Source organism: Roseburia sp. 831b, assembly GCF_001940165.2.
Classification (GTDB): Bacteria; Bacillota; Clostridia; order Lachnospirales; family Lachnospiraceae; genus Roseburia.
In genome coordinates this window covers 82,823-106,641 of sequence record NZ_CP135162.1, presented here as the reverse complement: position 1 = coordinate 106,641, position 23,819 = coordinate 82,823, and the positions used below count along the sequence as shown (strand labels likewise).

Annotated in this window: 22 protein-coding genes; 2 read left to right on the top strand and 20 right to left on the bottom strand. The window is 42.1% G+C overall.

Translation table 11 applies throughout. The features are described 5' to 3' along the window. Positions 1 to 55: 55 nt before the first annotated feature. From truA to BIV16_RS00445, 7 genes are all read right to left on the bottom strand, one after another. Positions 56 to 781, bottom strand: a complete 726-nt coding sequence (truA, locus tag BIV16_RS00475; RefSeq protein WP_083625105.1) for a tRNA pseudouridine(38-40) synthase TruA — start codon at positions 779 to 781, stop codon at positions 56 to 58. Between the two features lie 27 nt (positions 782 to 808). Beyond that, positions 809 to 1,621 carry an energy-coupling factor transporter transmembrane component T family protein gene (locus tag BIV16_RS00470; protein WP_075679904.1) on the bottom strand — a complete coding sequence of 271 codons (813 nt, stop codon included), beginning with the start codon at positions 1,619 to 1,621 and terminating at the stop codon, positions 809 to 811. A gap of 8 nt (positions 1,622 to 1,629) precedes the next feature. Next, a complete protein-coding gene (locus tag BIV16_RS00465; protein WP_075679905.1) occupies positions 1,630 to 2,478 on the bottom strand; it encodes an energy-coupling factor transporter ATPase in 849 nt (282 codons plus the stop codon). Positions 2,479 to 2,497: 19 nt separating this feature from the next. Continuing rightward, positions 2,498 to 3,349: an energy-coupling factor transporter ATPase gene (locus tag BIV16_RS00460; RefSeq protein ID WP_075679906.1), complete on the bottom strand. Its 852-nt coding sequence runs from the start codon at positions 3,347 to 3,349 to the stop codon at positions 2,498 to 2,500. An 18-nt stretch (positions 3,350 to 3,367) separates the two neighbouring features. Next, positions 3,368 to 3,871: a tRNA (cytidine(34)-2'-O)-methyltransferase gene (locus BIV16_RS00455; protein ID WP_075679907.1), complete on the bottom strand. Its 504-nt coding sequence runs from the start codon at positions 3,869 to 3,871 to the stop codon at positions 3,368 to 3,370. A 28-nt stretch (positions 3,872 to 3,899) separates the two neighbouring features. Beyond that, a complete protein-coding gene (locus tag BIV16_RS00450) occupies positions 3,900 to 4,883 on the bottom strand; it encodes an AIR synthase family protein (protein ID WP_075679908.1) in 984 nt (327 codons plus the stop codon). Positions 4,884 to 4,973: 90 nt separating this feature from the next. Further along, positions 4,974 to 6,587 carry a VanW family protein gene (locus tag BIV16_RS00445; protein ID WP_075679909.1) on the bottom strand — a complete coding sequence of 538 codons (1,614 nt, stop codon included), beginning with the start codon at positions 6,585 to 6,587 and terminating at the stop codon, positions 4,974 to 4,976. A 310-nt stretch (positions 6,588 to 6,897) separates the two neighbouring features. On the opposite strand from BIV16_RS00445, the gene BIV16_RS00440 reads away from it, so the two are divergent. Next, entirely contained in the window at positions 6,898 to 7,500 is a 603-nt protein-coding gene (locus tag BIV16_RS00440) for a hypothetical protein (RefSeq protein WP_075679910.1), read from the top strand. Here the strand turns inward: BIV16_RS00440 and BIV16_RS00435 are convergent. The 9 genes from BIV16_RS00435 to BIV16_RS00395 all read right to left on the bottom strand — a co-directional run bounded on the left by BIV16_RS00435 (position 7,448) and on the right by BIV16_RS00395 (position 18,207). Next, positions 7,448 to 8,185, bottom strand: a complete 738-nt coding sequence (locus tag BIV16_RS00435; RefSeq protein WP_330546338.1) for a 3'-5' exonuclease — start codon at positions 8,183 to 8,185, stop codon at positions 7,448 to 7,450. The genes BIV16_RS00440 and BIV16_RS00435 overlap by 53 nt on opposite strands. Before the next feature lie 83 nt (positions 8,186 to 8,268). Next, a complete protein-coding gene (locus BIV16_RS00430; protein ID WP_075679911.1) occupies positions 8,269 to 10,080 on the bottom strand; it encodes a B12-binding domain-containing radical SAM protein in 1,812 nt (603 codons plus the stop codon). A gap of 143 nt (positions 10,081 to 10,223) precedes the next feature. Beyond that, the gene (locus BIV16_RS00425; RefSeq protein WP_075679912.1) at positions 10,224 to 10,799 is read right to left on the bottom strand and encodes a manganese efflux pump MntP; all 576 of its coding nucleotides are present in this window, start codon (positions 10,797 to 10,799) and stop codon (positions 10,224 to 10,226) included. Positions 10,800 to 11,008: 209 nt separating this feature from the next. Then, entirely contained in the window at positions 11,009 to 13,252 is a 2,244-nt protein-coding gene (locus BIV16_RS00420) for a hypothetical protein (protein ID WP_075679913.1), read from the bottom strand. Between the two features lie 16 nt (positions 13,253 to 13,268). Beyond that, positions 13,269 to 15,380 (bottom strand): efflux RND transporter permease subunit, encoded by a 2,112-nt coding sequence (locus BIV16_RS00415; protein WP_075679914.1) that lies wholly within the window; start codon positions 15,378 to 15,380, stop codon positions 13,269 to 13,271. A gap of 172 nt (positions 15,381 to 15,552) precedes the next feature. Then, on the bottom strand, positions 15,553 to 16,128 hold the full coding sequence (locus BIV16_RS00410) for a TetR/AcrR family transcriptional regulator C-terminal domain-containing protein (protein ID WP_075679915.1): 576 nt from the start codon (positions 16,126 to 16,128) through the stop codon (positions 15,553 to 15,555). Between the two features lie 32 nt (positions 16,129 to 16,160). After that, on the bottom strand, positions 16,161 to 17,216 hold the full coding sequence (locus tag BIV16_RS00405; RefSeq protein ID WP_075679916.1) for an HD-GYP domain-containing protein: 1,056 nt from the start codon (positions 17,214 to 17,216) through the stop codon (positions 16,161 to 16,163). 103 nt (positions 17,217 to 17,319) lie between these two features. Then, positions 17,320 to 17,550 (bottom strand): hypothetical protein, encoded by a 231-nt coding sequence (locus tag BIV16_RS00400; protein WP_075679917.1) that lies wholly within the window; start codon positions 17,548 to 17,550, stop codon positions 17,320 to 17,322. 72 nt (positions 17,551 to 17,622) lie between these two features. Then, positions 17,623 to 18,207 carry an HdeD family acid-resistance protein gene (locus BIV16_RS00395; RefSeq protein ID WP_075679918.1) on the bottom strand — a complete coding sequence of 195 codons (585 nt, stop codon included), beginning with the start codon at positions 18,205 to 18,207 and terminating at the stop codon, positions 17,623 to 17,625. A gap of 200 nt (positions 18,208 to 18,407) precedes the next feature. Here BIV16_RS00395 and ybaK point away from each other — a divergent pair, with 200 nt between their 5' ends. After that, positions 18,408 to 18,890 carry a Cys-tRNA(Pro) deacylase gene (gene ybaK / locus BIV16_RS00390; protein ID WP_075679919.1) on the top strand — a complete coding sequence of 161 codons (483 nt, stop codon included), beginning with the start codon at positions 18,408 to 18,410 and terminating at the stop codon, positions 18,888 to 18,890. Between the two features lie 90 nt (positions 18,891 to 18,980). Here ybaK and BIV16_RS00385 read toward each other — a convergent pair whose 3' ends face one another. The 4 genes from BIV16_RS00385 to BIV16_RS00370 form a co-directional block, all read right to left on the bottom strand. Further along, positions 18,981 to 19,880: an SseB family protein gene (locus BIV16_RS00385; protein WP_075679920.1), complete on the bottom strand. Its 900-nt coding sequence runs from the start codon at positions 19,878 to 19,880 to the stop codon at positions 18,981 to 18,983. Positions 19,881 to 20,005: 125 nt separating this feature from the next. Beyond that, a complete protein-coding gene (locus tag BIV16_RS00380; protein WP_075679921.1) occupies positions 20,006 to 21,448 on the bottom strand; it encodes a TrkH family potassium uptake protein in 1,443 nt (480 codons plus the stop codon). A 13-nt stretch (positions 21,449 to 21,461) separates the two neighbouring features. Further along, positions 21,462 to 22,820 (bottom strand): Trk system potassium transporter TrkA, encoded by a 1,359-nt coding sequence (trkA, locus tag BIV16_RS00375; RefSeq protein WP_075679922.1) that lies wholly within the window; start codon positions 22,818 to 22,820, stop codon positions 21,462 to 21,464. A 235-nt stretch (positions 22,821 to 23,055) separates the two neighbouring features. Continuing rightward, entirely contained in the window at positions 23,056 to 23,796 is a 741-nt protein-coding gene (locus BIV16_RS00370; protein ID WP_075679923.1) for a MerR family transcriptional regulator, read from the bottom strand. Positions 23,797 to 23,819 lie beyond the last annotated feature (23 nt).

The window sequence follows — 23,819 nt, the reverse complement described above, 5'->3', positions numbered from 1 at the left end:
TAGTACACGAAGCCATGTGTGTCAAGTTTTTTCCATATAAATACACATTCTTTTTTTATAAATACTCAATCCCCATCATAGTGAGTCCATGTGCCGGTGCAGTCGGGCCGGCTGCCTCGCGGTTCTTTGCCTCTAAAATTTCCAACATCTGTTCCGGCTCAATATCACCATTGCCTACTTTCACCAAAGTTCCTGCAATAATACGAACCATATTATATAAAAATCCATTTCCCGTGACGCGGATGGTAATAATATCATCCGCTCCTTTTGTCACATCACAGGCGTAAATGGTACGAATCGTTGTCTTTACCTGCGCACCTACCGCGCAAAAGCTTTTAAAATCGTGTTCTCCAACCAGATAGGATGCCGCCCGCTGCATTTTTTCCACATCTAGATTATAATGGAAAAAATAAGTATCCAGCCGTCTCGTCGGCATACGGAATGTCCGGTTTAAAATGCGATATTCATAAGTTTTGCGGCTTTCCTGATAACGAGGATGCCAGTCTGCCGGCACCTCACAGGAGCCTTGCACCACAACATCTTCCGGCAGGCGCTGGTTTAGCGCAAATGCAATTTTATCTGCCGGCATTCTGGTATCAGTATCAAAAATTGCCACATTCCCAAGGGAGTGAACGCCCGAATCGGTGCGGCTTGCACCGGTTACGGTAATCTCCTCCCCTAAAAGCTGTGACAATTTCTGGTTCAGCACTTCTTCAATTGTAATTCCGTTGGGCTGTATCTGCCACCCACAATAGTTTGTTCCATCGTAGGCAACAATCATTTTCACTCGTTTCAAAGAAGTTTCCTCCTACATCGGCCAGCTTAAAAAGAATCTGCAAAGAAGAATCACGACGAAATACGCCAATACAACTACATATGCCTTATGATCTCTTGCGGCATATTTTAACGGTTTCATCTTGGTTCTGCCTTCCCCACCGGTATAACATCTTGCCTCCATTGCCATTGCAAGGTCATCCGCTCTTCGGAATGCGGAGACAAAAAGCGGCACCAAAAGTGGTATCATGCTTTTTGCTTTTTTCATCAGATTTCCAGATTCAAAATCGGCACCTCTCGCCATCTGCGCCTTCATAATTTTGTCCGTTTCCTCAATCAAAATCGGAATAAAACGAAGAGCAATCGACATCATCATTGCAATTGCGTGTACCGGAATTTTAATTTTATTCAACGGATGAAGTGCTTTTTCCAACCCGTCTGTCAGCTGATTTGGCGTTGTGGTAAGTGTCATGATGGACGTTCCCAAAATCAGGTAGGTCAGACGAATTGCCATAAGTCCCGCATTTTTGATACCTTCCATCGTCAGATTAAAAATCCAGAAAGAAAAAATAGGATCACCTGGCGTCAAAAAAAGGTTAAACAATGCCGTGATTAACATCAGCACCATGATTGCTTTCAATCCTTTTACCATAAAATGAAACGGAACCTTCGAAAGCTTAATGACCGCCACCAGAAAAACGGTTGCCACCAGAAACGCTGCCAATCCTTTAAAGCAAAACAAGGATATGATAAATATAAGTGTACTAAATAATTTTACGCGTGGGTCCAGTTTATGAATCACAGAATCTGCTGGATAATACTGGCCTAATGTGATATCTCTTAACATATTTTTTCCTACTTCCTTAGAACCTTCAAAAGACTTTCTTTTGCTTCTTCCACTGTTGTTGCCTCAATGTCTACCGGCAAACCTTTTTCCTTTAATTCATGCATCAGATACGTTACCTGCGGTGCAGCAAGACCAATCGCCTCTAATTCTTTATAGTGTTTGAACACTTCCTTCGGGCAATCGTCAAACATCATTTGACCCTGATTCATCACGATAATTCGGTCTACATACTTTGCAACGTCCTCCATGCTGTGTGAAACCAGGATGACGGTAATTCCTTTTTCTTTGTGCATTTTCTGAATCAAATCCAGGATTTCATCACGTCCTGCCGGATCAAGTCCCGCTGTCGGCTCGTCCAAAATCAGCACCTCCGGCTTCATCGCCAGCACGCCTGCAATTGCGACACGACGTTTCTGTCCACCGGAAAGTTCAAACGGTGACTGATAATACAATTCTTCCGGGAGTCCGACACTTCGCAGCGCCTCAAACGCACGAAGTCCAGCTTCATTTTTGTCTAATCCCTGGTTCTTTGGTCCAAAACACACATCATCAAAGATTGTGGTTTCAAAAAGCTGATGCTCCGGATACTGGAACACAAGCCCCACACGGTTACGCAAAGAACGAAGGTCATAATCGTCATCATAAATATCTTCCCCATTATAGTAAATGGTTCCGGATGTTGCTTTGGCAAGACCATTTAAATGCTGGATCAGTGTTGATTTTCCAGATCCTGTATGACCGATAATTCCAATGAATTCTCCATCTTCAATCTTTAAATTAATGTCTTTTAATGCATGAATCTCATACGCAGTTCCTTCACTATACGTGTAATTGACTTTATCTAAAATAATCGACATAATTTCTCCACTTCATTTTCTATACAAGCTTTGTAAAAGCGTCCACAAATTCTTCCCTTGTCAAAATACATTTTGGCATTGCAACGCCTTCTTTTCGAAGTTCATCTGCTAATAAGGTAATCTGTGGCACATCCAACCGGTGTTCTTTCAATTCATCTACCCTGGAAAAAATATCGCGTGGCGTTCCATCCATGACAACTTTTCCTTTTTCCATCACATAGACATAATCAGCATCTACCACTTCTTCCATATAATGTGTAATTAAAATGATGGTCACACCTTTTTTCTGGTTCAGCTCATGTGCGGTACGGATGACATCTGCACGGCCGTTTGGGTCTAACATCGCTGTCGGCTCATCTAATACAATGCATTTTGGCTGCATGGCAACCACACCTGCGATAGCAACTCTTTGTTTTTGTCCACCAGATAATTTATTCGGCGAATGTGTGCGGTACTTTAACATGCCAACCGACTTTAAACTCGATTCCACACGCTCCCAGATTTCGTCTGTCGGAACTCCGATGTTCTCCGGACCAAATCCGACATCCTCCTCGACAACGCTTGCGATAATCTGGTTATCTGGATTCTGGAATACCATTCCTGCCGCTTTTCTGACCGGAATCACATTTTCTTCCTTGGATACATCCTTTCCATCCACCCAAAGAGTGCCTTCTGATGGTGACAAAAGTGCATTGATATGTTTTGCTAATGTTGATTTTCCTGAACCGTTATGTCCAAGAATTGCGATAAAATCACCCTGCTTCACATCTAAATCGACGTGGTCTAATGCAGTCTGAATCGACTCTACATTTCCTTCTTCGTCACGTCTGATATATTCATGAACCAGTTTTTTTGCATTGATAATCCCCATTTGGTTCCTCTTTTCTTCTTAATCGTCCCAGCTTAAACGATGGAGCTGGCCTTCTAACTTCATGTGGTCAAATTGATTCTGGCGAAGTGCCTCATAAAGCACAATCGCAACGGAATTGGATAAATTTAAGGAACGTGTCTCCCCAATCATTGGAATTCGCACACAGGTATCTGGATTCGCCTTTAAAATCTCTTCTGGAATCCCTGCACTTTCTTTTCCAAACATGATAAAACAGTCCGGCTCATAAGATACATCTGAGTAAACATGTCTTCCTTTTGTCGTTGCCATATAAATTTTCGCATTTGGATTCTTTTCACAGAATTCATCCCAGTTTACATAAGTTGTCACATCCAAATCTTTCCAGTAATCCATGCCGGCACGTTTTAATGCCTTCTCATCCAACCGGAATCCCAGTGGTTCAATCAGGTGAAGTTTTGTCCCTGTTGCGACACAGGTTCTTCCGATATTACCAGTATTTGCCGGTATTTCCGGCTCATATAATACAATGTTTAACTCTGCCATATCTTCCTCCAACGTATCTCATTTTATCTTATATGAATTTCAACAGTTCATCCGGCTTCGCCGGTTCTAAAAATCTGCGTTCTTCTTCATTCAAAAGTACACGGTCATTTCCTGCTGTCGCTTTTCCGATGACCGTTGCAAAAATGCCTTCCCGCTCTAATGCCTGTACCAGCGCATTTCCATCTTCTGCTGCCATCAACAGACATCCTCCCGCATGGAGTTCATACGGATTTACCCCTAAAAACTCACACACTTCAACCGTTTCCTGACGGATTGGTATTTTTTTTAAATCAATCTCAAGCCCGATGCCGGAAGCCTCTGCGAACTCCCACAGTGTACCAAAAATGCCGCCTCTAGAGCCATCCTTCATCGCGCCTACACCATGTCCGGCGGCAATCTGTGCCGCTTTTTGTATATCTAAAAACTCCTTTAACGCTTTTGTCTTATCCAGAAACGGAGCCGTATATCTGGTTAAAAGCTCCTGTTCTTTCTCTGCTGCCAGCAGCACCGTTCCTTCCAGTGCAATCCAGTTTGCAATCAGAATATCCATCCCCGGCTTTGCACCTTTTGCCAAACAAAGAGATTCCTTTTTTGCCTTTCCAACTGCCACCAGACTTAAGACCGGCTGATTCACCGCTTTTGTAACTTCCGTATGACCGCCTAAAATCTGGATTTGGTAACGGCCGCAAACTTCCTGCGCCTGCGCCACAATTTTTTTTAACGTCCGCTCATCTTCCTTCTCCGGTAAAAGGATGGTAAGAAGAATCCCAACCGGTGTTGCTCCAGCCGCAGCAAGGTTACTTACGACGGAAAGCACTCCATACTCGCCCAGTTCCTCTAGCGTGCCCATCACCGGGTTTGTGGATAATACTGTCATTTCATCCGCATCTAACTTTAACACGGCTGCATCTAATCCTGTTTCCACCGCCGAAATGACTTCGTCTCTTTTTGTATGAAGTTGTTTGAATACCGAGCGTTTTAACACGGATTCGGATGCTTTTCCTATCTTCATATCACTACCATATCTTTCTGTTTCAACTACGTTTATCGTTATTTAGTAAAAACTGCCTCTATCATAAGAGGCAGCTTCACTCAACCTTTCCTACTGAACCACTGTCGCATCAGGTGTAGTCTGATCTGTTGTCGGTGTTGTTGTCGTATCGGTTGTAGTCTGATCTGTTGTCGGTGTTGTTGTATCTGCAGGTGGTGGTGTCACAACCGGTTCCTGCACAATCGCCTGTTCTTCCGTAGAAGGTGCTGGTGCTGCTGTCTCAGTGGTCTGTGCTGCATACTGTGCCACTGTCGCACGTACTGTTGCTTCATCCCCTGTCGCAATCGCTGCATTGACCGCATTGATAGCATCCGCATTATCTGTTCCAAGTCCGATATTGATGATTTTTGCGGAAGGTTTGTATACACTGGTATTCACCTGTTCTCTGCTTTCTTCTACCCCGTCAATTGTGACAATCTTCCACAATTTTGCGTGATATCCGGTATGCGCAGACTGTGCCACACTGATAGTTCCCAGCGGGTCTGCAGTTGTTACAAACTGAACTGCCGGATCTTCCTGTGACACAATCTCACTCTCATAAGTAACCTTTCGGTTTGCATCTCTTGTCTCTTGTCCATAAATCGTGAAATATAACACTTTTCCAGCTGTATATCCCTCGATATAAATCGGAGCGTTGGTATTGTTTTTAAATTTCAAATCCTTGTAATCACCTGCAATTGCTGCATCCTTAGAAGGATCTACGTAACTTACAATCATGGAATGATTGGAACGCTCTGTCACATTCAATTCTGATAAAATCACTGCATTGTACAGCGTCGTAGAAACCTGACATACACCGCCGCCATAAGCCTCTACCGTCTGTCCGTTCTCGTATGCTCCGGCTAACTGGTAACCATTCTCCGCTGTTCGCTCTCCCATGGTTCCAGAAGCTGAGAATTCTTCTCCCGGATAAAGCACGGTTCCATTAATCTTAGAAACTGCATTTTCAATATTAGCACATCTTGCAGCGGAAGATGTTGCAAAACTTGTGTTAAAGGTTCCTAACACATCTTTTACTTTTGAGAGTTCTTCCTCACTGCCTTCCGGCTCTACAACGTCAGCCACTAAATCAATGGTGGCATCCTCGCCATCCCAGTCACTGCTTAAAAATGTTTCAATCTGTGCGATAGAATCCTCTACGTTCACTTCCACACCGGACTGACCTTTTACAAAGACAAATTTTCCATCTTCTCTGGTTAATCCGTTGTTCACAACACTTGTATTTAAGGTAGCAGCATTTTCCTCTAAAATAGAAGAAACGGCTGCTTCATCCACATCATATTTCAATGCAAGTTCTTTGCCTGAGTTCTCTAAGTCTTTTTTATCTTTGTATCTGCGAATCAGATTTCCTGTTTTTCCAAGGTGAAGCGCCTCATCAACTACATTTGTATTTGACCATGTTATTCCGAGGTCCTTTGCCTTTACCTCAATCTGATTCTCATCTGCCTGTAATGTGAAGGTAGTATTCATTGCCTCTTCTACGTGTGTCTCAACGGCCTCGGATGCTTCTAATGCGTTCATTCCGCCCACATCAATTCCGCCAATCGTCACCTTATCCGCAATTTTATCTTCCTCCTGTGCCTTTGCTGTCACATTGTATCCTACCACTGAACACACAAACAATCCAATTGCTATAAATGGTACGATTTTCTTCCAATTTTTCATTTCATTACCCTCTTATAATTCTATTTCCTTCACTTGTTTCCAAGCTGTGTTTTGCCGCACTGATAGTGGCAAAACACCTGTCGACATTATATCCCATTTGTCAATTTGTTTTCAAGGTACATATCCACGAATATATTTGACATGCCCTCTCTTTTTCTGTATATTTTTACATAACAGATAAGATTGTTGTCACAAGCATTGCTACAACCAAAACAATGACTACAACTGCGGCAAATGTTTTTCTGTTTTTGTTATTATTAAAGTTATACATTTTTACACCTCGATTATTTTTTTAGAAAGGAAGTACACTATGGCATTCCCATTTTTAGGACTCTTTATCGTCTTTGTACTTATTTTAGCATACGCCATCCGGCGTAATAATCAAAAACAAGCAGAAATCGACGAACAATTTTGGAACCGCGAAGCTGAGGCTAACCATGTAAGGCGCCAGGATATCAGCGGACTTTCCTATATTACCATACCTTTTGAAAAATTTCCAACTAATATCAGCGATGATGAGGAATTGCAAAGCTATGTTGCCGATTTAGAGGCACTTTCCCCGAAAAAAATGCTGAATTTGAACGGTATGTCCAACACCGACCTGAAGCTGAAATATGGTCCTGCCAATCTTCCAGACCTGACTGAATACGAACAAAACTATACCCGACTGGTTCAGACCTTGGTATTATATGCAAAATGCCTCATCAAAAACGGTTATGAAAACGAAGCCATTCCTGTTTTGGAATTTGGAATCGAAACCGGCACGGATATGAGTGCAAACTACACACTTCTCGCAGAACTTTATGCAAAAAACGGTAACACACAAGGCATTGCCCACCTAAAAGATGCGGCGTCCGGTCTTACTTCTTTAATGAAGCAGCCCATTCTCGATAAGCTTGACCATATTGGGTAATAAACTGGTCAATTAATCTGGAGGCCTCGCTTCTTGTCAGCTTCTCGACCGGAGTTTCCAATGTAATCTGCTGTTTTTTTGCAAACAGCTCAATCTGTTTTTTCTGGCGCCCGGTTGCGGGCGTCTGTTTTTTTGTCTTATAAAGCAGCGGTTTTGGAATAAAATCATCTGGATTTTCTTTTTCCAGTTGTGCCTGCTGCATTTCAAAAACCTGCTGCGTCGCAAGGGCATCATCGATGGCTCTATGTGCATTTTCACGCTCTATGTTATAATATTCACAAAGTGCTTCTAAATTCTTCTTTTGTCCTTCCGGCAAAAATTTTCTCGCAAGTTTTAACGTATCGAGTACCTTTCGTTCAAACGGAATCTTATGATTGACCGCCCATTGTTTTAAAAAGCTATAATCGAAAATCACATTCTGCCCTACGATAATATCTTCGCCACAAAAATCCAGGAACTCCGCCACCGCCTCATCAAGCGCTTGTCCTTCCTCTGCCATCTTTTGTGTGATGCCGGTCAGTTCTATCACTTTTTCACTCAAAAGCACATCTGGATTACAGACGGTACCAAACGTCTCTACAACCTGATGGTCTCTGACACGAACCGCTCCTGTCTCTAGAATTTTATCTTTTTTTGCATCTAACCCTGTCATTTCAAGGTCGATAACCACATAATCTTTTATCATTTCATTCCTCGTTTTAATTGAAAAAGCCACTGTCCCATAAATTATTTTATGAATCTTTTTTGTAATGTTATTTGTGAATTTTTTCACACAAGACTTACCGCTGCCTGGTGGTCGAGCGGATCTCTTTTTTCATAATCAAACAATACAAAAACAGGCTCCTTTTGCCGCGCCGGGAGTTCTTTCAGCGTGCGTACCTTCTTATCCGGGAAAAGATAATGGAACGGTTCGACATGGGAAAGCATTCCACGTTTGCAGTAGGTTCTCGTCATCTCTTTAAAGGATGTAGCGTCTGCCGCCCATTTTGGTCTGCTCTTGCAATTTTCGCGATAATACAAATCAAACAGCAGTGCCTCCTGATGTAGCTCCAACGCATCTCCTCTTTCAGTTGTTATGTCAACCTTTCCGTGCATCTCACGTAAATACTCCTGCATGAATTCCAGCAGAATCTCACAACGTCTGATTCTGGAGTGGCTCATCGCAAAGTAGCCATTCTTTTCGTAGAAGTCTCCAAGCAGCTGGAACATGGAAAAGGCATCCTGGAAAAATGGTTCCAACACCTTCATCGTAATTTCAAACTGCCCACTGTTGTAGTAAACTTCTAGCATTTCCTCTACCCGTTTGATGCGAAGTACATCCTCAAACGGAAGCCATCTGGTCTTCATCACCTCATAAGGTGGCTTTGCATGGTAAACGATTTCGTATTCCTTTGCATGCTCATACATGTAAGAACCCTTAAGCACCTTCAAAAAGCCAAGCTGAAGCTGATTTGGTTTTAATGCATAAATCTCATTAAACGACTTTCGGAACGTCTCGTAATCTTCGTAAGGCAATCCCGCTATCAAATCAAGATGCTCATGGATATTTGCATTCTTCTGAATCTTTCTTACCGTCTCTTTTAACCGGTCTAACTTCATGGTACGGTGAATCTCTGTGATGGTTGCCTCATTGGTCGACTGCACCCCAATCTCAAGCTGAATCAGCCCCGGGCGCATCGTTCCGATAAACTCCAGTTCCTCCTCTGTCAGAAGATCTGCCGATATTTCAAAATGGAAATTGGTGACTCCATTGTCATGTTCCTTGAGGAACTTCCAGATTTCCATCGCATGTTTATGGTCGCAGTTAAAGGTTCGATCCACAAATTTGACCTGTGGAACCTTCTTCTCAATGAAAAAGCCAAGTTCCTTTTTTACAAGTTCCGCATCACGGAAACGAAGCTTTTTCTCCACGGAAGACAGACAATAACTACAAGAAAACGGGCATCCACGGCTGGATTCGTAGTAGATAATGCGATTCTTAAAGTATGCCATCTGGTCCTCTTCGCTGCTTTTTTCAATATCCCCATAGCAGAATGGAATCGTATTCATATCTAAGATTTCCTGCGGCCCGGTCAGAATCACCTCGCCTGTTTGTTCTTCGCGGATTGCAATCCCCCTGATATCAAAAAGCCTCTCTGAATGTTTTATGCTGCCCTCTTTTTCTTTTTCATCCTGCGTTTGTGCGTTCTCTTGGTTTACATAATATTCGCACACCTCTCGGAATGTCTTTTCTCCTTCACCAATCATAATTCCGGTCACCTGTGGATGCTCTTTTAAAAATGCCTCCACCTCATAAGACACTTCCGGCCCGCCAACCCAGATTGGAACCTCCGGCCGCAGTTTATGAAATTCCGTTATAATCTCCTCCACATATGCAATATTCCAGATGTAGCAGGAAAAACAAAGTACATCCGGTTTTGCCTTGTAGATTTCCTCTAAAATCGCATCCGCTCTGTTATTAATCGTAAATTCACCAATCTGAATCTTATCCTGAAACTCCTTCGCATAGGCTTTCAGGCTGTACACAGCCAGATTGGAATGAATGTATTTTGCATTGATTGCTGTTAAATATATGTTCACACTGCTTCCTCTTTTACTTTTCTATTTTCATCGCCTCATTATAACACAGATTACAATCTCTTGCAGGAAAAAACTAAAAGACTTCCACAACCCAGTCCCTCAACTACGTTGTAGAAGTCTTTTTCTTTTGTCACGATGATTCCTTAATGCAGATGTCGGACAATGACATCAATTCCTGCAATCCATAATAAAATTGCGCCGCCAACATAAGCTTTTGTTTTATGTTCGAATCCCAAGTGGTAGCCTGTATACATTCCCATAATTACAAATGCTATCGTAAAACAGACAATTAATACTAAAATAATCGTTACATTGGTCCCTAACAGACCAAACGCAATTCCTGCAAGGACTGTGTAAATACTTGTCATTGCTGCCATCAAGGTAAAACGCTTGAATCCTAAGTTTTCTTCGCGGTGTTCAATCACCCGTTCATTCCGAAGTGCCTTTATTAACAACCGGATTCCTAATCCAAAGAAAATAACGATTGCAAGGATTTCACCAATTAAACTCTCTTTCTGCGTTATCTCATCCCGGCAAAGGAGCGTAGCAAGTGAATTTCCTACAAACAAAGCAACCATCTGCCAGAGTGCAATCAATGCACAAATCAGACTCAAATGTTTTTTATCTATTTTCGCTACCAATGAGCCCTGGCATTCCATCGCTGCAAATATGTCTAATGAAATTCCTGCTATGATTAGCAAACTTTCTATCCAGTTCATCTTCATCCTCCCTTGCGATGATATTCTATCCTATTATACTCTTTCCCTCAAAAATTTCCAGAAAAACTTCCATGAAAAACTTTTATGGAAACTCTTCCAGAAAACTGATTTCCGGAAGAGTTCCTGCGCCGGGCAGTTCCCTCAAACCGCCTGACCGATTCTTTTTCCCTCTTAAACTATTAAACTACATTTTTAGTTGTGTGTAGTCTTTACTTTTCCTCTGCAGTCTTGATTGCTGCTGTCTTGTAGATGAACTTCACGCTTCCGTTTACGCCATCTGCAATGTCTGTGTAACTCTGGTAATCCTCACCAGCATCAATTACACTCTGGATACGGTCAACCAAATCTTTGATATCACCGTTGTATGCATTGACAATCTTCTGGATTCCTTCCTCGTTGAACTGAACGATTCCATCTGCAAGTGTGTGGGAACCTTCCGTCAGCTGGTCAACACCATCACCGAGTGCTGTTGTGCCGGCTGCTAATGTATTCATTCCACTTACAAGTGTGTCATTGTTGGCGGTCAACTGGGATGCTCCATCGTTTAACTGATTGATACCACTTGTCAGTGCCGGTACCTGATCTGCCAAAGTCTGTGTTCCTGCTGCAAGTGCGTTCATTCCACTTACAAGGCTGTAACCGTTGGCCTGTGTTGCTGTAATGGAAGATGCAACTGTCTTCTTCGTAGATTCTGCTGCTGATACAGCTGCCTGACCCGCTACTTGCTGTGCTGCTGATAAGGCTGCATTCTCAGCTACTGTCTTAGATGCGCTTACTGCTGCGCTTGCTGCAACCTTGGACGATACATCCTTTGTCGTGTCTGCCACGCTTGCTGCGAGCTGGTCTACGACTGCTGCAACCTGGGCATTGACACTTTCCGCAACTTTTGCATCTGCTGCACCGGCACCATAGACGCCATCATATGCTGCCTGTGTCTCAGCATAAGTCTGGAAGCTGGTACCCATCGCTGCATTTACCTGGGAAACAAATCCTGCCTGTACCTGTGGCGTAATACCTGCTTTCAGGACATTGATCAAATCTGTCTTACTGTTTAAAGCACTTGTTGCACCACTCTTAACCTGTGCATAGAGTCCGGCATCAAAGGTCTGTCCTACGCCTGCCGCAACTGTACTCTGAATCGTGGATGCCTGGGCATCGACACCTGCATCCACCGTATCCTTAATCGTCTGTTCCTGTGCTGCGACCGTTGCGCTTGCCTGTGATGCAATGGCACTCTTTTCTTCGTCTGTAAACTCTTTTCCTACCGTGTTATTGAGCAGAGAGATTCCAGAATTCAAAGCCTGTGCACTGGAGTTTAAGGTGTTAACGCCATCTGCAAGTGCACCACTCTTATCCTTTAAGGTTCCAATACCGCCCGCTAGGGTGTTAGCACCATCGGTATAGCTCTTGATTCCACTCTGCAATTTTGAAACGCCGGATTCAAATTCGCCCATCTTAGACTGTAACGTATCCAGACCGTCTGCAAGCTGTGCAGAACCATCCTCTAACTGGGATGTTGCATCTGTTAAGGTATCTAACAAGTCATCTAATGTAGAAAGGTCTAATCCACCGTCTGTGCTGACATAGTTTGCTGCGTTGACTGCCATTGTCATCGTCATATCAAGCTTAAAATTCTCTACATTTGCAGTTACTTCAAAATAATCCGGGATATTGACATCCTCATCCAAATCTTCGTCGTCAAGCTGTAAGCTTTCCTTTAATCCAGGAAGTGCATAACCCAAAACCACATTGTTATTGCCATCGGAAATCACTTTTCCGTTTGTAACCTCAATATCGGAGAAGCTGTCGTCCAAAATCATGCCGCTGATTGCTGCAAATGGAACATAGACATCGCCTACTTTTGCATTGTTGGTATAGTCAAAACGGATGGTCACTTTACCGGATTTTCCTGCAAGATCATCTGGTGCAATCTCTTTTCCATCCAGATAATAGGTAATGTGCTGTGTGATTGGTGTCTCCTCTGTGGATGTTCCCTGATAGTAGATATCATTGCCCTCCGCCTGCCAGGTAAGTTCATTGCCGGACTGGGTAAATGTTTCATCACCTTTTATATTCTCGATATCCTTCAATGTAGATGCATCTTTTAAGGTTGATGCATTATCTGTATTAATCAAGTGATCCGAAACGATGGTCTCGGTTGCTTTTCCGGTGTTATCCGAAATCACATAGACGGTTTCATCTTTTCCGATGGTCTTTTGTTTGACAGAAATGCCATCTCCCATAAGGCTTGACAAGGTATCTTCATTTTCTGTTGTATCTTCGTCTGCCTCAGTCTCAGATGCTGCTTCCGTAGATTCTTCTGTATCATTTTTTTCGGCGTATACGGTATATGCCTGGAAGGATGTTCCGAGCATACCCACCATCAAAACACCTGCAATAATTCGAATCACATATTTATTTTGAAATCTGTTCTTTAATTCTGGTAATTTCATATTCGATTCCTCCTTCTTATTTATTACTCTTTGCATCAGGAATTGTTGCCGTTCCCTCTTTATATTTAAAACCAACACTTGTTGCCCTGATAACACGATCAAATACCATGAACATAGAAGGCAAAATGAAGATTACAACAAACATACTTATGATTGCGCCTCGTGCCATCAAAGAGCAAAGGGAACTAATCATATCAATATTGGAATACATACCTACTCCAAATGTTGCGGCAAAGAAACTTAATGCACTGACAATAATGGACTGAATCGATCCTTCCAGTGCCGCTGTAATAGCCTCTTTTTTCTCTGCGCCTCTGCTTCTTGCTCTCTTATAACGGTTCGTCATAAGAATTGCATAATCGACGGTTGCGCCTAACTGAATCGTTCCAATTACGATGGATGCGATAAACGGAAGCGTCGTCTTTGTGTAACACGGGATACCCATGTTGATAAAAATTGCAAACTCAATAACGGATACCAAAATAATCGGCAGAGAAATCGATTTAAATACAAATGCAATGATAATGAAAATTGCACCGATGGATACGACACTGACTCTTGCAAAGTCTTCGTCTGTAATCTCAATCAAATCTTTTGTACAAGGTGCTTCCCCAATCAGCATTGCTGTCGGATCATATTTTTTGATAATGGACTTAATCTCATCACACTGGTTGTTGACTTCGTCCGAAGCAACTGCATATTCGCTTCCGACAATCATAAGCTGGTAGTCACCGCTAATCATAATCTCTTTGATATTGTCCGGGATGAATTCTTTTGGAATTGCCGGGCCTACCAGTGAGTCAAAACCAAGTGCCATTTTGACACCATCCACATCATTTATCTCGTCTAACATTGCTTTCGCATCCTTTGCAGAAAGGCTGCTGTTCGCAAGAATCATATGTGTTGCACCCATGTCATACTGCTCATCCAGTTTCTCATTTGCCATCTGGCTATCCAGCGTCTTAGGCAAGGTTCCTGCAAGGTCATAATAGACATCTGTGTGTGTATAACCGTAAATGGCAGGTCCTAAAATCAACAGGAACAGTGCAATAAATACAACATAATGATTGGTAATCCATCCGGCAATTTTTCCAAGGTCTGGCATGATTGCTTTATGTCTTGTTTTTTCAATTGCCTTATCAAAAATAAGAATCATGGATGGAAGTACTGTTACACAACATATAACGCCAAGTACAACACCTTTTGCCATAACGATACCAAGGTCAAGACCTAACGTAAAACTCATGAAGCAAAGTGCAACGAATCCAGCTACGGTTGTAATTGAACTACCTACAACAGATGTGATTGTACCGGAAATTGCATGTGCCATCGCACGCTCCTTATCCCCTGGAAAACGTTCCTGCTGCTCCTCATAGCTGTGCCACAGGAAAATGGAGTAGTCCATCGTAACACCAAGCTGTAATACCGCTGCAAGTGCCTGGGTAACATAGGAAATCTCTCCTTTGAACACATTAGAACCAAGGTTGTATACAATTGCCATTCCAATACTTAATAGGAAAAATACCGGAATTACTGCGGAATCCATCGTCAGTGACAACACAATCACTGCCAAAACAACCGCAATCAATACATAGATTGGAACCTCTTTATCGGACAAAAGCTTTGTATCGGTAACAACTGCTGACATACCGCTGACAAATGCTTTTCCGTCTACCACTTTTCGAATCTCCTGAACTGCGTTCATGGTCTCATCGGATGACATCGAAGAATCATACAACACAACCATCAACGTACTGTCTGCCTCATCATTGTTGAAGAAATCATAAACTTCATCCGGAAGCATATCCATCGGGATGCTGATATCTGACAGGGAATCATACCAGATACAATCCTTCACATGATCAACATCGGCAATATCCTCCCGCATTGCCGAAATATCCTTTTCCTGCATTCCTTCTACTACCAGAAATGAAAAAGAACCGCTTCCAAACTGGTCAAGCAAGATATCCTGACCCTTCATCGTCTCGATATCTTTTGGTAAGTACGTCAAGATATCATAGTTTACTCTCGTTTTAAAGTAGCCGAGCGCTGCCGGAATTAATAGCAGGAAGCTAATAATTAAAATTGGCACACGGAACTTTACAACTCCTTTTCCAAATTTGATCATTTTCTCACCATCTCTTTCTGTTTTTTCCTTAACCTTGAAAAGGTAGACTCCCCCGTTTTCAATTTAGGTTTCTAACTATAGAATAAAAAAAAAGACTGAATATTTGAATATTCAATCTTTTCTTTCTGTATCATTCCAATATACAAAAGCCCTTTTTTGTATAAATAATGACTTAACTTTTCTTCATTTCTTCTAAAATATCGTCCATGGAACGTTTAATTATGTAGTTGTATACTTCCGCTAATTCTTTGGCAGAAATTGTCATGCCTGTCTTAATCCAGCTAATCACCACATAGCACATGGACTGCGCATAATATTCTGCAATACGCTCAGGTGTCAGCCAGATATACTTCTGCTTCTTTCCTGCTGCGCCCTCTTCAAATACTTTTCGCAAAATCCGCTCTACGCTCTGCTGTGCAATACTTCCAAAAGAATTCTGTCCCTCCAGCTTTACTGCCTTCGAATAAAATTCTTTTTCCTTCTCTATGTTTGAAAACAAAACAACCAGTGCCTCCGAAACCATACCATTTTGAACCAATGGCTCTATCGGCTCTAACAGCTCTTTGGTGATAATCCACTCTAACAACTCATATTTATCCTGAAAATGGTTGTAAAAAGTCGGTCGAATCACGCCAGCCTTGTCTGTTATCTCTTTGATTGTAATCTTCTCGATTGGCTGTTTTAATGTCAGTTCCTTAAAACTTTCTGCTAATAAAGTATCAATTGCACTCTTTCCCTGTCCCGTCATCATTACCTCTTCATTTCAGACCTTTTCTACGACTAATCCACAATTAATTTGGTAATTGTTATGCTACGTGCCATCGGGTCATCCCGCAAGTGAAGCAGCTCCCCTGTCTCTTCTAATTTGACTAACGGACGCAACGTGAAACATTTGAAATTCTCCATTACCACGGCTCTCTCGCCGTTGGACAATTCCACTTCACATCCCACCGGATATACCGCAATCTGCTGTAAAAACAGATTCAGAAGATACGGATCAAATTCCATGCCACATCTCGCCATCATATATTCCACCGCGTCTCCCGGCAACATGGGTTCTCTGGATGGACGCTTGGAAACCATCGCATCGTAGCTGTCCGCCACTCTGATAATTCTGGCAAAAAGCGGTATCTCTTCTCCTGATTTGCGGAGCGGGTAGCCTTCACCGTTGTACCATTCGTGATGTTGCAGCACACTTGTATAGACCAAAGAAGAAAGATCGTAATTATCATGCAAATACTCATACCCTAACTTTGGATGCTGTGCCACCGTCTCACGTTCCTCTTCCGTAAGTGGCCGGTCTGCCTTTAAAATATCGGCATCAATAAATTTCTGTCCTATATCATGCAACATTGCCGCTGTTGCAAGCAGGTTTAACTCGTCTTCTGACATCCCGTCATGAATTCCAATCATGACCGATAACATCATCACATTGATGGAATGATAAAATACATAATCATCATAATTCTTAATGTCCATCATGTTACACATTACGTCGCCATTGCTTAAAATATTCTCCACAACGCGCTCTACAATCGCCATAATCTCAGCTCTGCTGACAATTGGCTGTAACAAGGTCTCATCCGCCATGTAAATCTCATGAATCACATGCAATGCCTGGCTTCTGACCTGCGGACTCAACACCTGTTGAATCTCAATCCCCTGTGTAAAAGCATCATCGATATAGATTCCCGGAAACCCTAACAATTCCAGGTTTGCAATATACTCTCTGCTTAAAATAAGGTGCTTTGCAAGCAATAATCTGCCTGAACCGTCATAGATATCCTGACCTAATGCCATTCCTGATGTCAATTTGCTTATCGGCAAGTATCTCATTTCTTTCTTCCTTCTAAATCCCTCTGTAATACTATTTATTTTATACTAATTTGGGGAATAATACAAGAAGGTTTCTAACTACATTTTACGTTGTATTCCCTCACTACTCGTCGAATTCCACGGTGACAAAGTATCCTTTTTCTGTCTCTTTGACATCCACAACTTTTCCTTCACGTGACTTTAATCGTTCGCTTACGGCATAATTCGCAGACATCGCGTACGCTTTTCCCAATGTGTAATAATAAGAGGTTGGCAGCTTGCTCTCTGTGACCGGCAAGACATCTCCGACCTCAAGCAATCCTGTCCGCTCCATCTTAAATTCCATCTGTCTCATTGAAAACATCTCTTTTCTGTATACAGTATACTTCTATCCCTTTGGATGCCGTCACTTTCTGTGTGCATCTTCTTATTCGTCAATTTCTTTGTAATCGACATCCACCGTCTCATTTGCCTGCTTAAATTCTTTTGCAGCCTTTGTCGCTCTTGTCACAATCCACAAGTCTGAAATTCCATCGTAAACCAGTGCCACACCGATGAATTTCATTGCAAGTGAAACAACGCCGAAGGAATCCACAATACAAATCACACCAAAAATCACGCTGATAAATGCCATAATTAAAATCGACCACCAGGTCTCATAGCCATTTCCTTTTGTCTCAAATGCCAGGCGGAAATCTGCTAATCCATGCACCAGCAGGATAACACCAATCACTATTGGAATCAGGCTTACGATACTCTCCGGTCTTAAAAAAATCCAGATACCAATCAAAAGCTCAATCAATCCAACTGCACCTGTAATTACATTCTTCTCACGGTCACGCAAAAAGGTAATCGCACGCACAACTCCCATCACAACCAAAATAATTGCCAGCGCTTTGCAAATAATGTCAATTGTCTGTTCGGACCAGACAAAAAGGACAACGCCAAGTGCCATACAAAGTATTGCAGATACAATCATATCTGCTTTTACCCTTTTCAAAAATTCTTTCATCCTTATCTCTCCCTTTTCCTTATGAATATTGATTCTAAATACATATTAACTCATTTTCTTCTTTTTTGTCATGTAATTTTCGGATTCTTTAGATTTATTTTAGGATTGTCTCCTTGACATTCATGCAAACTTTTTCTAGACTAAGCGCATAGAACGAAAATATGTGTAACATCATTTTTTACACAGGAACGGAGTTTATCATGGGAAAAGAAGCAAAAACAAATGCAATGCGTATTTTAGATAAAAATAAGATTTCATACGAGGTATTAACCTACGAATGTGATGACTTTATCGACGGGCTTCACACGGCTGCAGCAACCGGTGCTCCTGTTGAACAATCTTTTAAAACCTTGATTATGCAGGGAAAAAGCAAACAGTATTATGTCTTTGTCGTTCCGATTGCCGATGAAGTTGATTTAAAAGCTGCCGCAAGAGCTGTCGGTGAAAAATCCGTCGAAATGACACATGTTAAGGACTTAACTGCCATCAGCGGCTATGTCCGCGGCGGCTGCTCCCCGCTTGGCATGAAAAAACAGTACCCGACCGTCGTGCAGGAAAATGCTGCCCACTATGACAAAATCTATATCAGCGGTGGCCGGGTCGGCACAACCATCTGCCTTGCACCGGACGATTTAATGAAAGTTGTCCGGGCAGAATATGCGGATGTAATCGTGCATGAATAGCTTGACTGTGATTTTTTTGTAAAAAACAAGCCTGACAGACATTCGTTCTGCCAGGCTTACTTTTTCTAGTATTCACTTTGTTCTCCTGTCTTAGCAGGTCAAATCACCTTTGTCTTTCGCAAGATCCATGATGCACTGTAACTCTGCACCTTCTACCGGAGCCACGCCACAGTCAACATGTTTTCCATCGGCAGTCATACGGCCTAATTTACGGATATCCTTCTCCGGTGTTTTTTCGATGGTGAAATAGTTAACTTCATTTGTAGTTGGATTGAGTGTTACATAAACGCGGTAACAAAGTGGTGGTACCAGCGCTTTTTCTGGCAAATCAACACGCGCAAGTAATAAATCCTCGCTGATATTTAACGCCATGACAGAGAAATCCTGCTCTGAAAACGGATACAGCTTTTCCTCTTTAAATGCAGCCTTATAAAGCTCGTTTACAAATGCCTCTTTCTCGTCACATAACTGGTTTACGAATGTTTCTTTCTCCTCGTAAAGACGTTTTGGAAAAATTCCAAACTCTACCTGTTTGCGCACGAATGCCTGAAACTGCTGTGGTGTCATCTTCACCTGTTTCATCTGGGCACGCTCTACATCCATCTCATGAAGTTTCTGGACTAATTCCTTCTTTAAAATCAGATTATCGGTAAATGGATTCACAACCATTCCTGTCAGATTCAGCTCTTCCTTCACTACAATATTGTTGCAGGTTGGAAATGGCATGGTAAGAAGTGCCTGACTCTTTGGATTCTCTGGAATCTGCTCCTTGGAGGTATAGACTGCCAAAAACTGTTCGCCGGTGCTTGTCTTTAAAAAACATGGAGCCGGTGTTGTCTCTGCTGTGAGCATTGCCGGTACAAAAAGTCTTGTCGGTCCAAGTAAATTCAGCACCTTGGTCAAACCATCCTTGTCCTTGGTCTGTGCGTATTCTTTAATCGCTTCCTCTAATGCGTCGTTTGTGATTTCCATTGTTGTTTTTTCTTCCATAGTCGGTAAATTCCCCTCTCAAACATTTCTTGTTTCATTTTAACACATCATCCTGCAAAAATGAATACACAAAAAAGTTGTTTTAGAGATTACTCCAAAACAACTTTTTCTTTGCGCAATTACCCTTAGCTCTTCTTCCACACGGAAGGTGTGAACAAAAGCAGCAATGGGAACAATTCTAACCGGCCTGCTAACATATCAAACATCAAAACATATTTTGCAACCGGAGAAAACAGTCCAAAATTTCGAGTAGGACCAACTAACTCAAGTCCCGGTCCGATGTTGTTGATGGTAGCCGTAACAGCCGTAAAGTTTGTTACCATGTCTAAATTATCAAATGCAAGAATCAGAAATGAGATTGCAAAAATAATGACATACGTTACCATGAATGCGCTGACATCACGTACGGTCTCGTGGTCAAGTGCTTTTCCATCTAACTTAATCGTCTTAACACTTCTTGGATGAACAAAATAAATCATTTCCTGTTTGACGGTCTTAAGCAAAATAATGATTCGCGATACCTTGATACCGCCACCGGTACTTCCGGCGCAGGCTCCGACAAACATAATCATCACAAGAAGGCTCTTCGATAGCTGCGGCCATAAATCAAAGTCCGTCGTTGCAAAACCGGTTGTCGTAATGATGGAACCAACCTGGAATGCCGCATGATGGAATGCCTCAAAAAGACTGCCAAACATGTGACGAATGTTATAAGTAATAATTACAATTGTAGTTATAATGATACCAAAATACCATTTTACTTCTTCTATCTTAAAGACATCCTTTTTATTTTTTGCAAGAAGGATAATGAAGTAAGCATTGAAGTTCACACCAAAGAGAATCATAAATACGGTTACAATTCCCTGGATGGTCATGGAATATCCTGCCATACTGTCATTTTTAATACCGAAACCACCGGTTCCTGCCGTTCCTACTGCGGTTGCAACTGCATCAAAAAGTGGCATTTTTGCCATAAGAAGCAATATAAATTCAACCAACGTCATTGCAAAATAAATGCCGTAAAGAATCTTTGCCGTATCCCGGACCTTCGGTACTAATTTGCTGACAGACGGTCCCGGGCTTTCCGCACGCATCAAATGCATGTTGTAGCCACCTGCCATCGGCATTACCGCAAGCAAAAAGACGAAAACGCCCATTCCACCGACCCAATGTGTAAAGCTTCTCCACATCAGACTGCAGTGATTTAAGGATTCCACCTCCGGCAAAATACTCGCACCAGTTGTGGTAAATCCGGAAATCGTTTCAAACAGTGCATCTGTAAAGCTTGGAATATCTCCACAAAGTACAAACGGAATTGCGCCAAAAATACTCATCACAATCCAGCTTAAAGAAACCGTTACAAATCCTTCTCTCGCAAAATAAAGCAGATTTTCCGGTCTCTTTCTGGTCACGAGTGTTCCAAGGACAAAGCAGACGAGTCCCACCAGCGCATACGCCCAGCCTGCTCTTTCCTGATACACAATTGCTACGATACATGGCACCAGTAAAAATACCGCCTCAAACCGAAGCACCAGTCCTAAAATATAACAAATAATTGAATGATTCATCTGTCTTCCTCCACTAGTGCTTCAAAATATCTGAAATATCCTGGATTCCAGGCTCCGTTGTCACGATAATCACCGTATCGCCCACTTCAATCTCACTCTGTCCGTTTGGCGTGATAATTTTTCCATCACGGTTGATACATGCAATCAGAATGTTATCTTTCAATGGAAGCTCCTGCAGCGGAACACCGACAACCGAAGCGCCCTCATGAATGACAATCTCTAGTGCCTCTGCCTTATTCTCAATGATTCGGTATAAGGTCTCAACATTGCTTCCAATGGAATTTTTTAATGCACGCACATAACGCACAATATATTCTGCCGTAATATTTTTCGGGTAGATTAAGCTTCCAAGGTTAAATTTGTTGATGATATCGTCAAATGAAATTCGATTGATTTTTGTTACAACTTTTGCCTTGGAACAGTTCTTTGCAAATAAGGAAAGGAAAATATTTCCTTCGTCAATTCCCGTCAAAGAAACAAAGGATTCACAGTGCTGGATTCCTTCCTCTAACAGCACATCCTGGTTGGTTGCATCACCATTGATGATAACCGCTTTCGGCAATAACTCGCTTAAAACTTCGCAGCGATCCTTATCTTTTTCCACAATTTTGACATCAATTCCCATGGACAGAAGCTGTTTGGACAGATAATATGCCATCGTGCCACCGCCGACAATCATGACATTTTTCACCTGATGTGTCTCGACACCAATCTTTTTGAAAAAGTCTCTGGCGTTCTTTGGAGATGCCACAATACTGATTACATCATTTGCCTGCAAAACAAAACTTCCGTTTGGAATCATAACATCATCTTCACGCTCTACCGCGCACACCAAAACATCCGTTTTCAGTGTTTTGGAAACTTCAATCAGGCTGCATCCGTGAAGCATGGAGCCTTCCTCTATTTTGAATTTTAAAAGTTCGACCCTGCCCTTTGCAAAAGTATCAATCTTAATTGCAGATGGGAAACGCAAAATTCTTGCGATTTCTGTCGCAGCTGCACACTCTGGATTGATTGTCATGGAAAGACCAAGCTCTTCCTTAATGAAGTTCACTTCGTTGCTATACATTGGGTTTCTGACACGCGCAATCGTACTGCAGTTACCTGCCTTTTTTGCAATCAGACAACAAAGAAGATTCAATTCGTCGGATTCCGTCACCGCAATCAACAAATCTGCCTCTTCGATTCCAGCCTCTTTTTGTACCAAATGACTTGCACCATTTCCAACAACACCCATAACGTCATAGTTATTGGTGACGTCATGCACAACAGTGCTTTTTCTATCGATTACCGTGATATCATTGCCTTCTAAACTCAGCTGCTCTGTGATCGTTCTTCCCACTTTTCCACAGCCAACAATAATTATTCTCATCTCATCCTCCACCGGAAAAACATTTCATATATACATGCTATAATAAAGCAAAAAAGGTCTCCCCATATAACACCTAATTCATTAGATGCGGGGAGCGACCTGCTTGCCTTTATCTTATGTTAGAAATCTTCACTTGTCAATCGGCTATTTTAACAGTTTACAGGGGGCAAAATTCTGTTTTGTTGTGATTTCGAATACATCTTTTTCCCTTTTTTTGTTTATCGGTACTTTTGCACTATTTTGTATCGACAATATTTACCAAAAGGAAGGAAATATTATTGTCACTTTTTCCTTCAAATAATGCAGAGTAAAAATAAGGTGAGCATGCTTTTTGCTTCCGCATTGTGACCTCTTTTTCCATCTCTTTGATATGATTTTGGAGCTTCGATGGATGTTCTTTGTAAAAAGAAATCAAAAATTTTTTTCCCGTAAAGTGATGGGTTCCCGTCCGTTTTGACGTCCAGATCTGAAACTTTCCTCTCGACTGGTCTGCCCTTGTATACACGCCATGCATGGACTCATTCTGAAATGTCTGAATCATCACCACGTCTTTTTGCTCCATATCCTCTAATTCGTAACCGTAGAGCGGCAGCTCGATTTCCCAGGTTCCACTATATGCGTGCTCTTTTGCAAGGTTCATCATCGCCTGCTCCACCCAAAGCAAATCACACACTTTTTTGTCTTTTTGGATGCGCTGCATAAGCTTTTGATGCTGAAGGTTTATGATTTCCTGTTTTCGCTCAAAGGACGGATTCTTTAAATAGGTTCGGATTTCCTCTAGCTTCATTCCACATTCCTGCAAAATCTGAATCGTCCGAAACTCATCTAACTGGTACTTTGTGTAGTACCGGTACCCATTCTTTTCTGTTTTTGCCGGGAAAAAAATACCGACCTCCCCGTAGTATTTCACCGTCCGCACGGTTGTCTCCGCGAACTGTGCGAACTCCCTTGCGGTCAAAAAATTCTTTTTTTTCATCTTCGTTCCTCTTTTTCTTGACT

Coding starts and splice junctions, on each gene's coding strand:
- BIV16_RS00400 (WP_075679917.1), bottom strand. CDS start 17,550: ATGAGACAGATGGAATTTAAGATGGAGCGGACAGGATTGCTTGAGGTC.
- BIV16_RS00410 (WP_075679915.1), bottom strand. CDS start 16,128: ATGACGGGACAGGGAAAGAGTGCAATTGATACTTTATTAGCAGAAAGT.
- BIV16_RS00425 (WP_075679912.1), bottom strand. CDS start 10,799: ATGAACTGGATAGAAAGTTTGCTAATCATAGCAGGAATTTCATTAGAC.
- BIV16_RS00445 (WP_075679909.1), bottom strand. CDS start 6,587: ATGAAAAATTGGAAGAAAATCGTACCATTTATAGCAATTGGATTGTTT.
- BIV16_RS00405 (WP_075679916.1), bottom strand. CDS start 17,216: ATGAGATACTTGCCGATAAGCAAATTGACATCAGGAATGGCATTAGGT.
- BIV16_RS00450 (WP_075679908.1), bottom strand. CDS start 4,883: ATGAAGATAGGAAAAGCATCCGAATCCGTGTTAAAACGCTCGGTATTC.
- BIV16_RS00470 (WP_075679904.1), bottom strand. CDS start 1,621: ATGTTAAGAGATATCACATTAGGCCAGTATTATCCAGCAGATTCTGTG.
- BIV16_RS00385 (WP_075679920.1), bottom strand. CDS start 19,880: ATGGAAGAAAAAACAACAATGGAAATCACAAACGACGCATTAGAGGAA.
- BIV16_RS00380 (WP_075679921.1), bottom strand. CDS start 21,448: ATGAATCATTCAATTATTTGTTATATTTTAGGACTGGTGCTTCGGTTT.
- BIV16_RS00420 (WP_075679913.1), bottom strand. CDS start 13,252: ATGAAATTACCAGAATTAAAGAACAGATTTCAAAATAAATATGTGATT.
- trkA (WP_075679922.1), bottom strand. CDS start 22,820: ATGAGAATAATTATTGTTGGCTGTGGAAAAGTGGGAAGAACGATCACA.
- truA (WP_083625105.1), bottom strand. CDS start 781: ATGATTGTTGCCTACGATGGAACAAACTATTGTGGGTGGCAGATACAG.
- BIV16_RS00465 (WP_075679905.1), bottom strand. CDS start 2,478: ATGTCGATTATTTTAGATAAAGTCAATTACACGTATAGTGAAGGAACT.
- BIV16_RS00370 (WP_075679923.1), bottom strand. CDS start 23,796: ATGAAAAAAAAGAATTTTTTGACCGCAAGGGAGTTCGCACAGTTCGCG.
- ybaK (WP_075679919.1), top strand. CDS start 18,408: ATGGGAAAAGAAGCAAAAACAAATGCAATGCGTATTTTAGATAAAAAT.
- BIV16_RS00395 (WP_075679918.1), bottom strand. CDS start 18,207: ATGAAAGAATTTTTGAAAAGGGTAAAAGCAGATATGATTGTATCTGCA.
- BIV16_RS00435 (WP_330546338.1), bottom strand. CDS start 8,185: ATGATAAAAGATTATGTGGTTATCGACCTTGAAATGACAGGGTTAGAT.
- BIV16_RS00415 (WP_075679914.1), bottom strand. CDS start 15,380: ATGATCAAATTTGGAAAAGGAGTTGTAAAGTTCCGTGTGCCAATTTTA.
- BIV16_RS00460 (WP_075679906.1), bottom strand. CDS start 3,349: ATGGGGATTATCAATGCAAAAAAACTGGTTCATGAATATATCAGACGT.
- BIV16_RS00440 (WP_075679910.1), top strand. CDS start 6,898: ATGGCATTCCCATTTTTAGGACTCTTTATCGTCTTTGTACTTATTTTA.
- BIV16_RS00455 (WP_075679907.1), bottom strand. CDS start 3,871: ATGGCAGAGTTAAACATTGTATTATATGAGCCGGAAATACCGGCAAAT.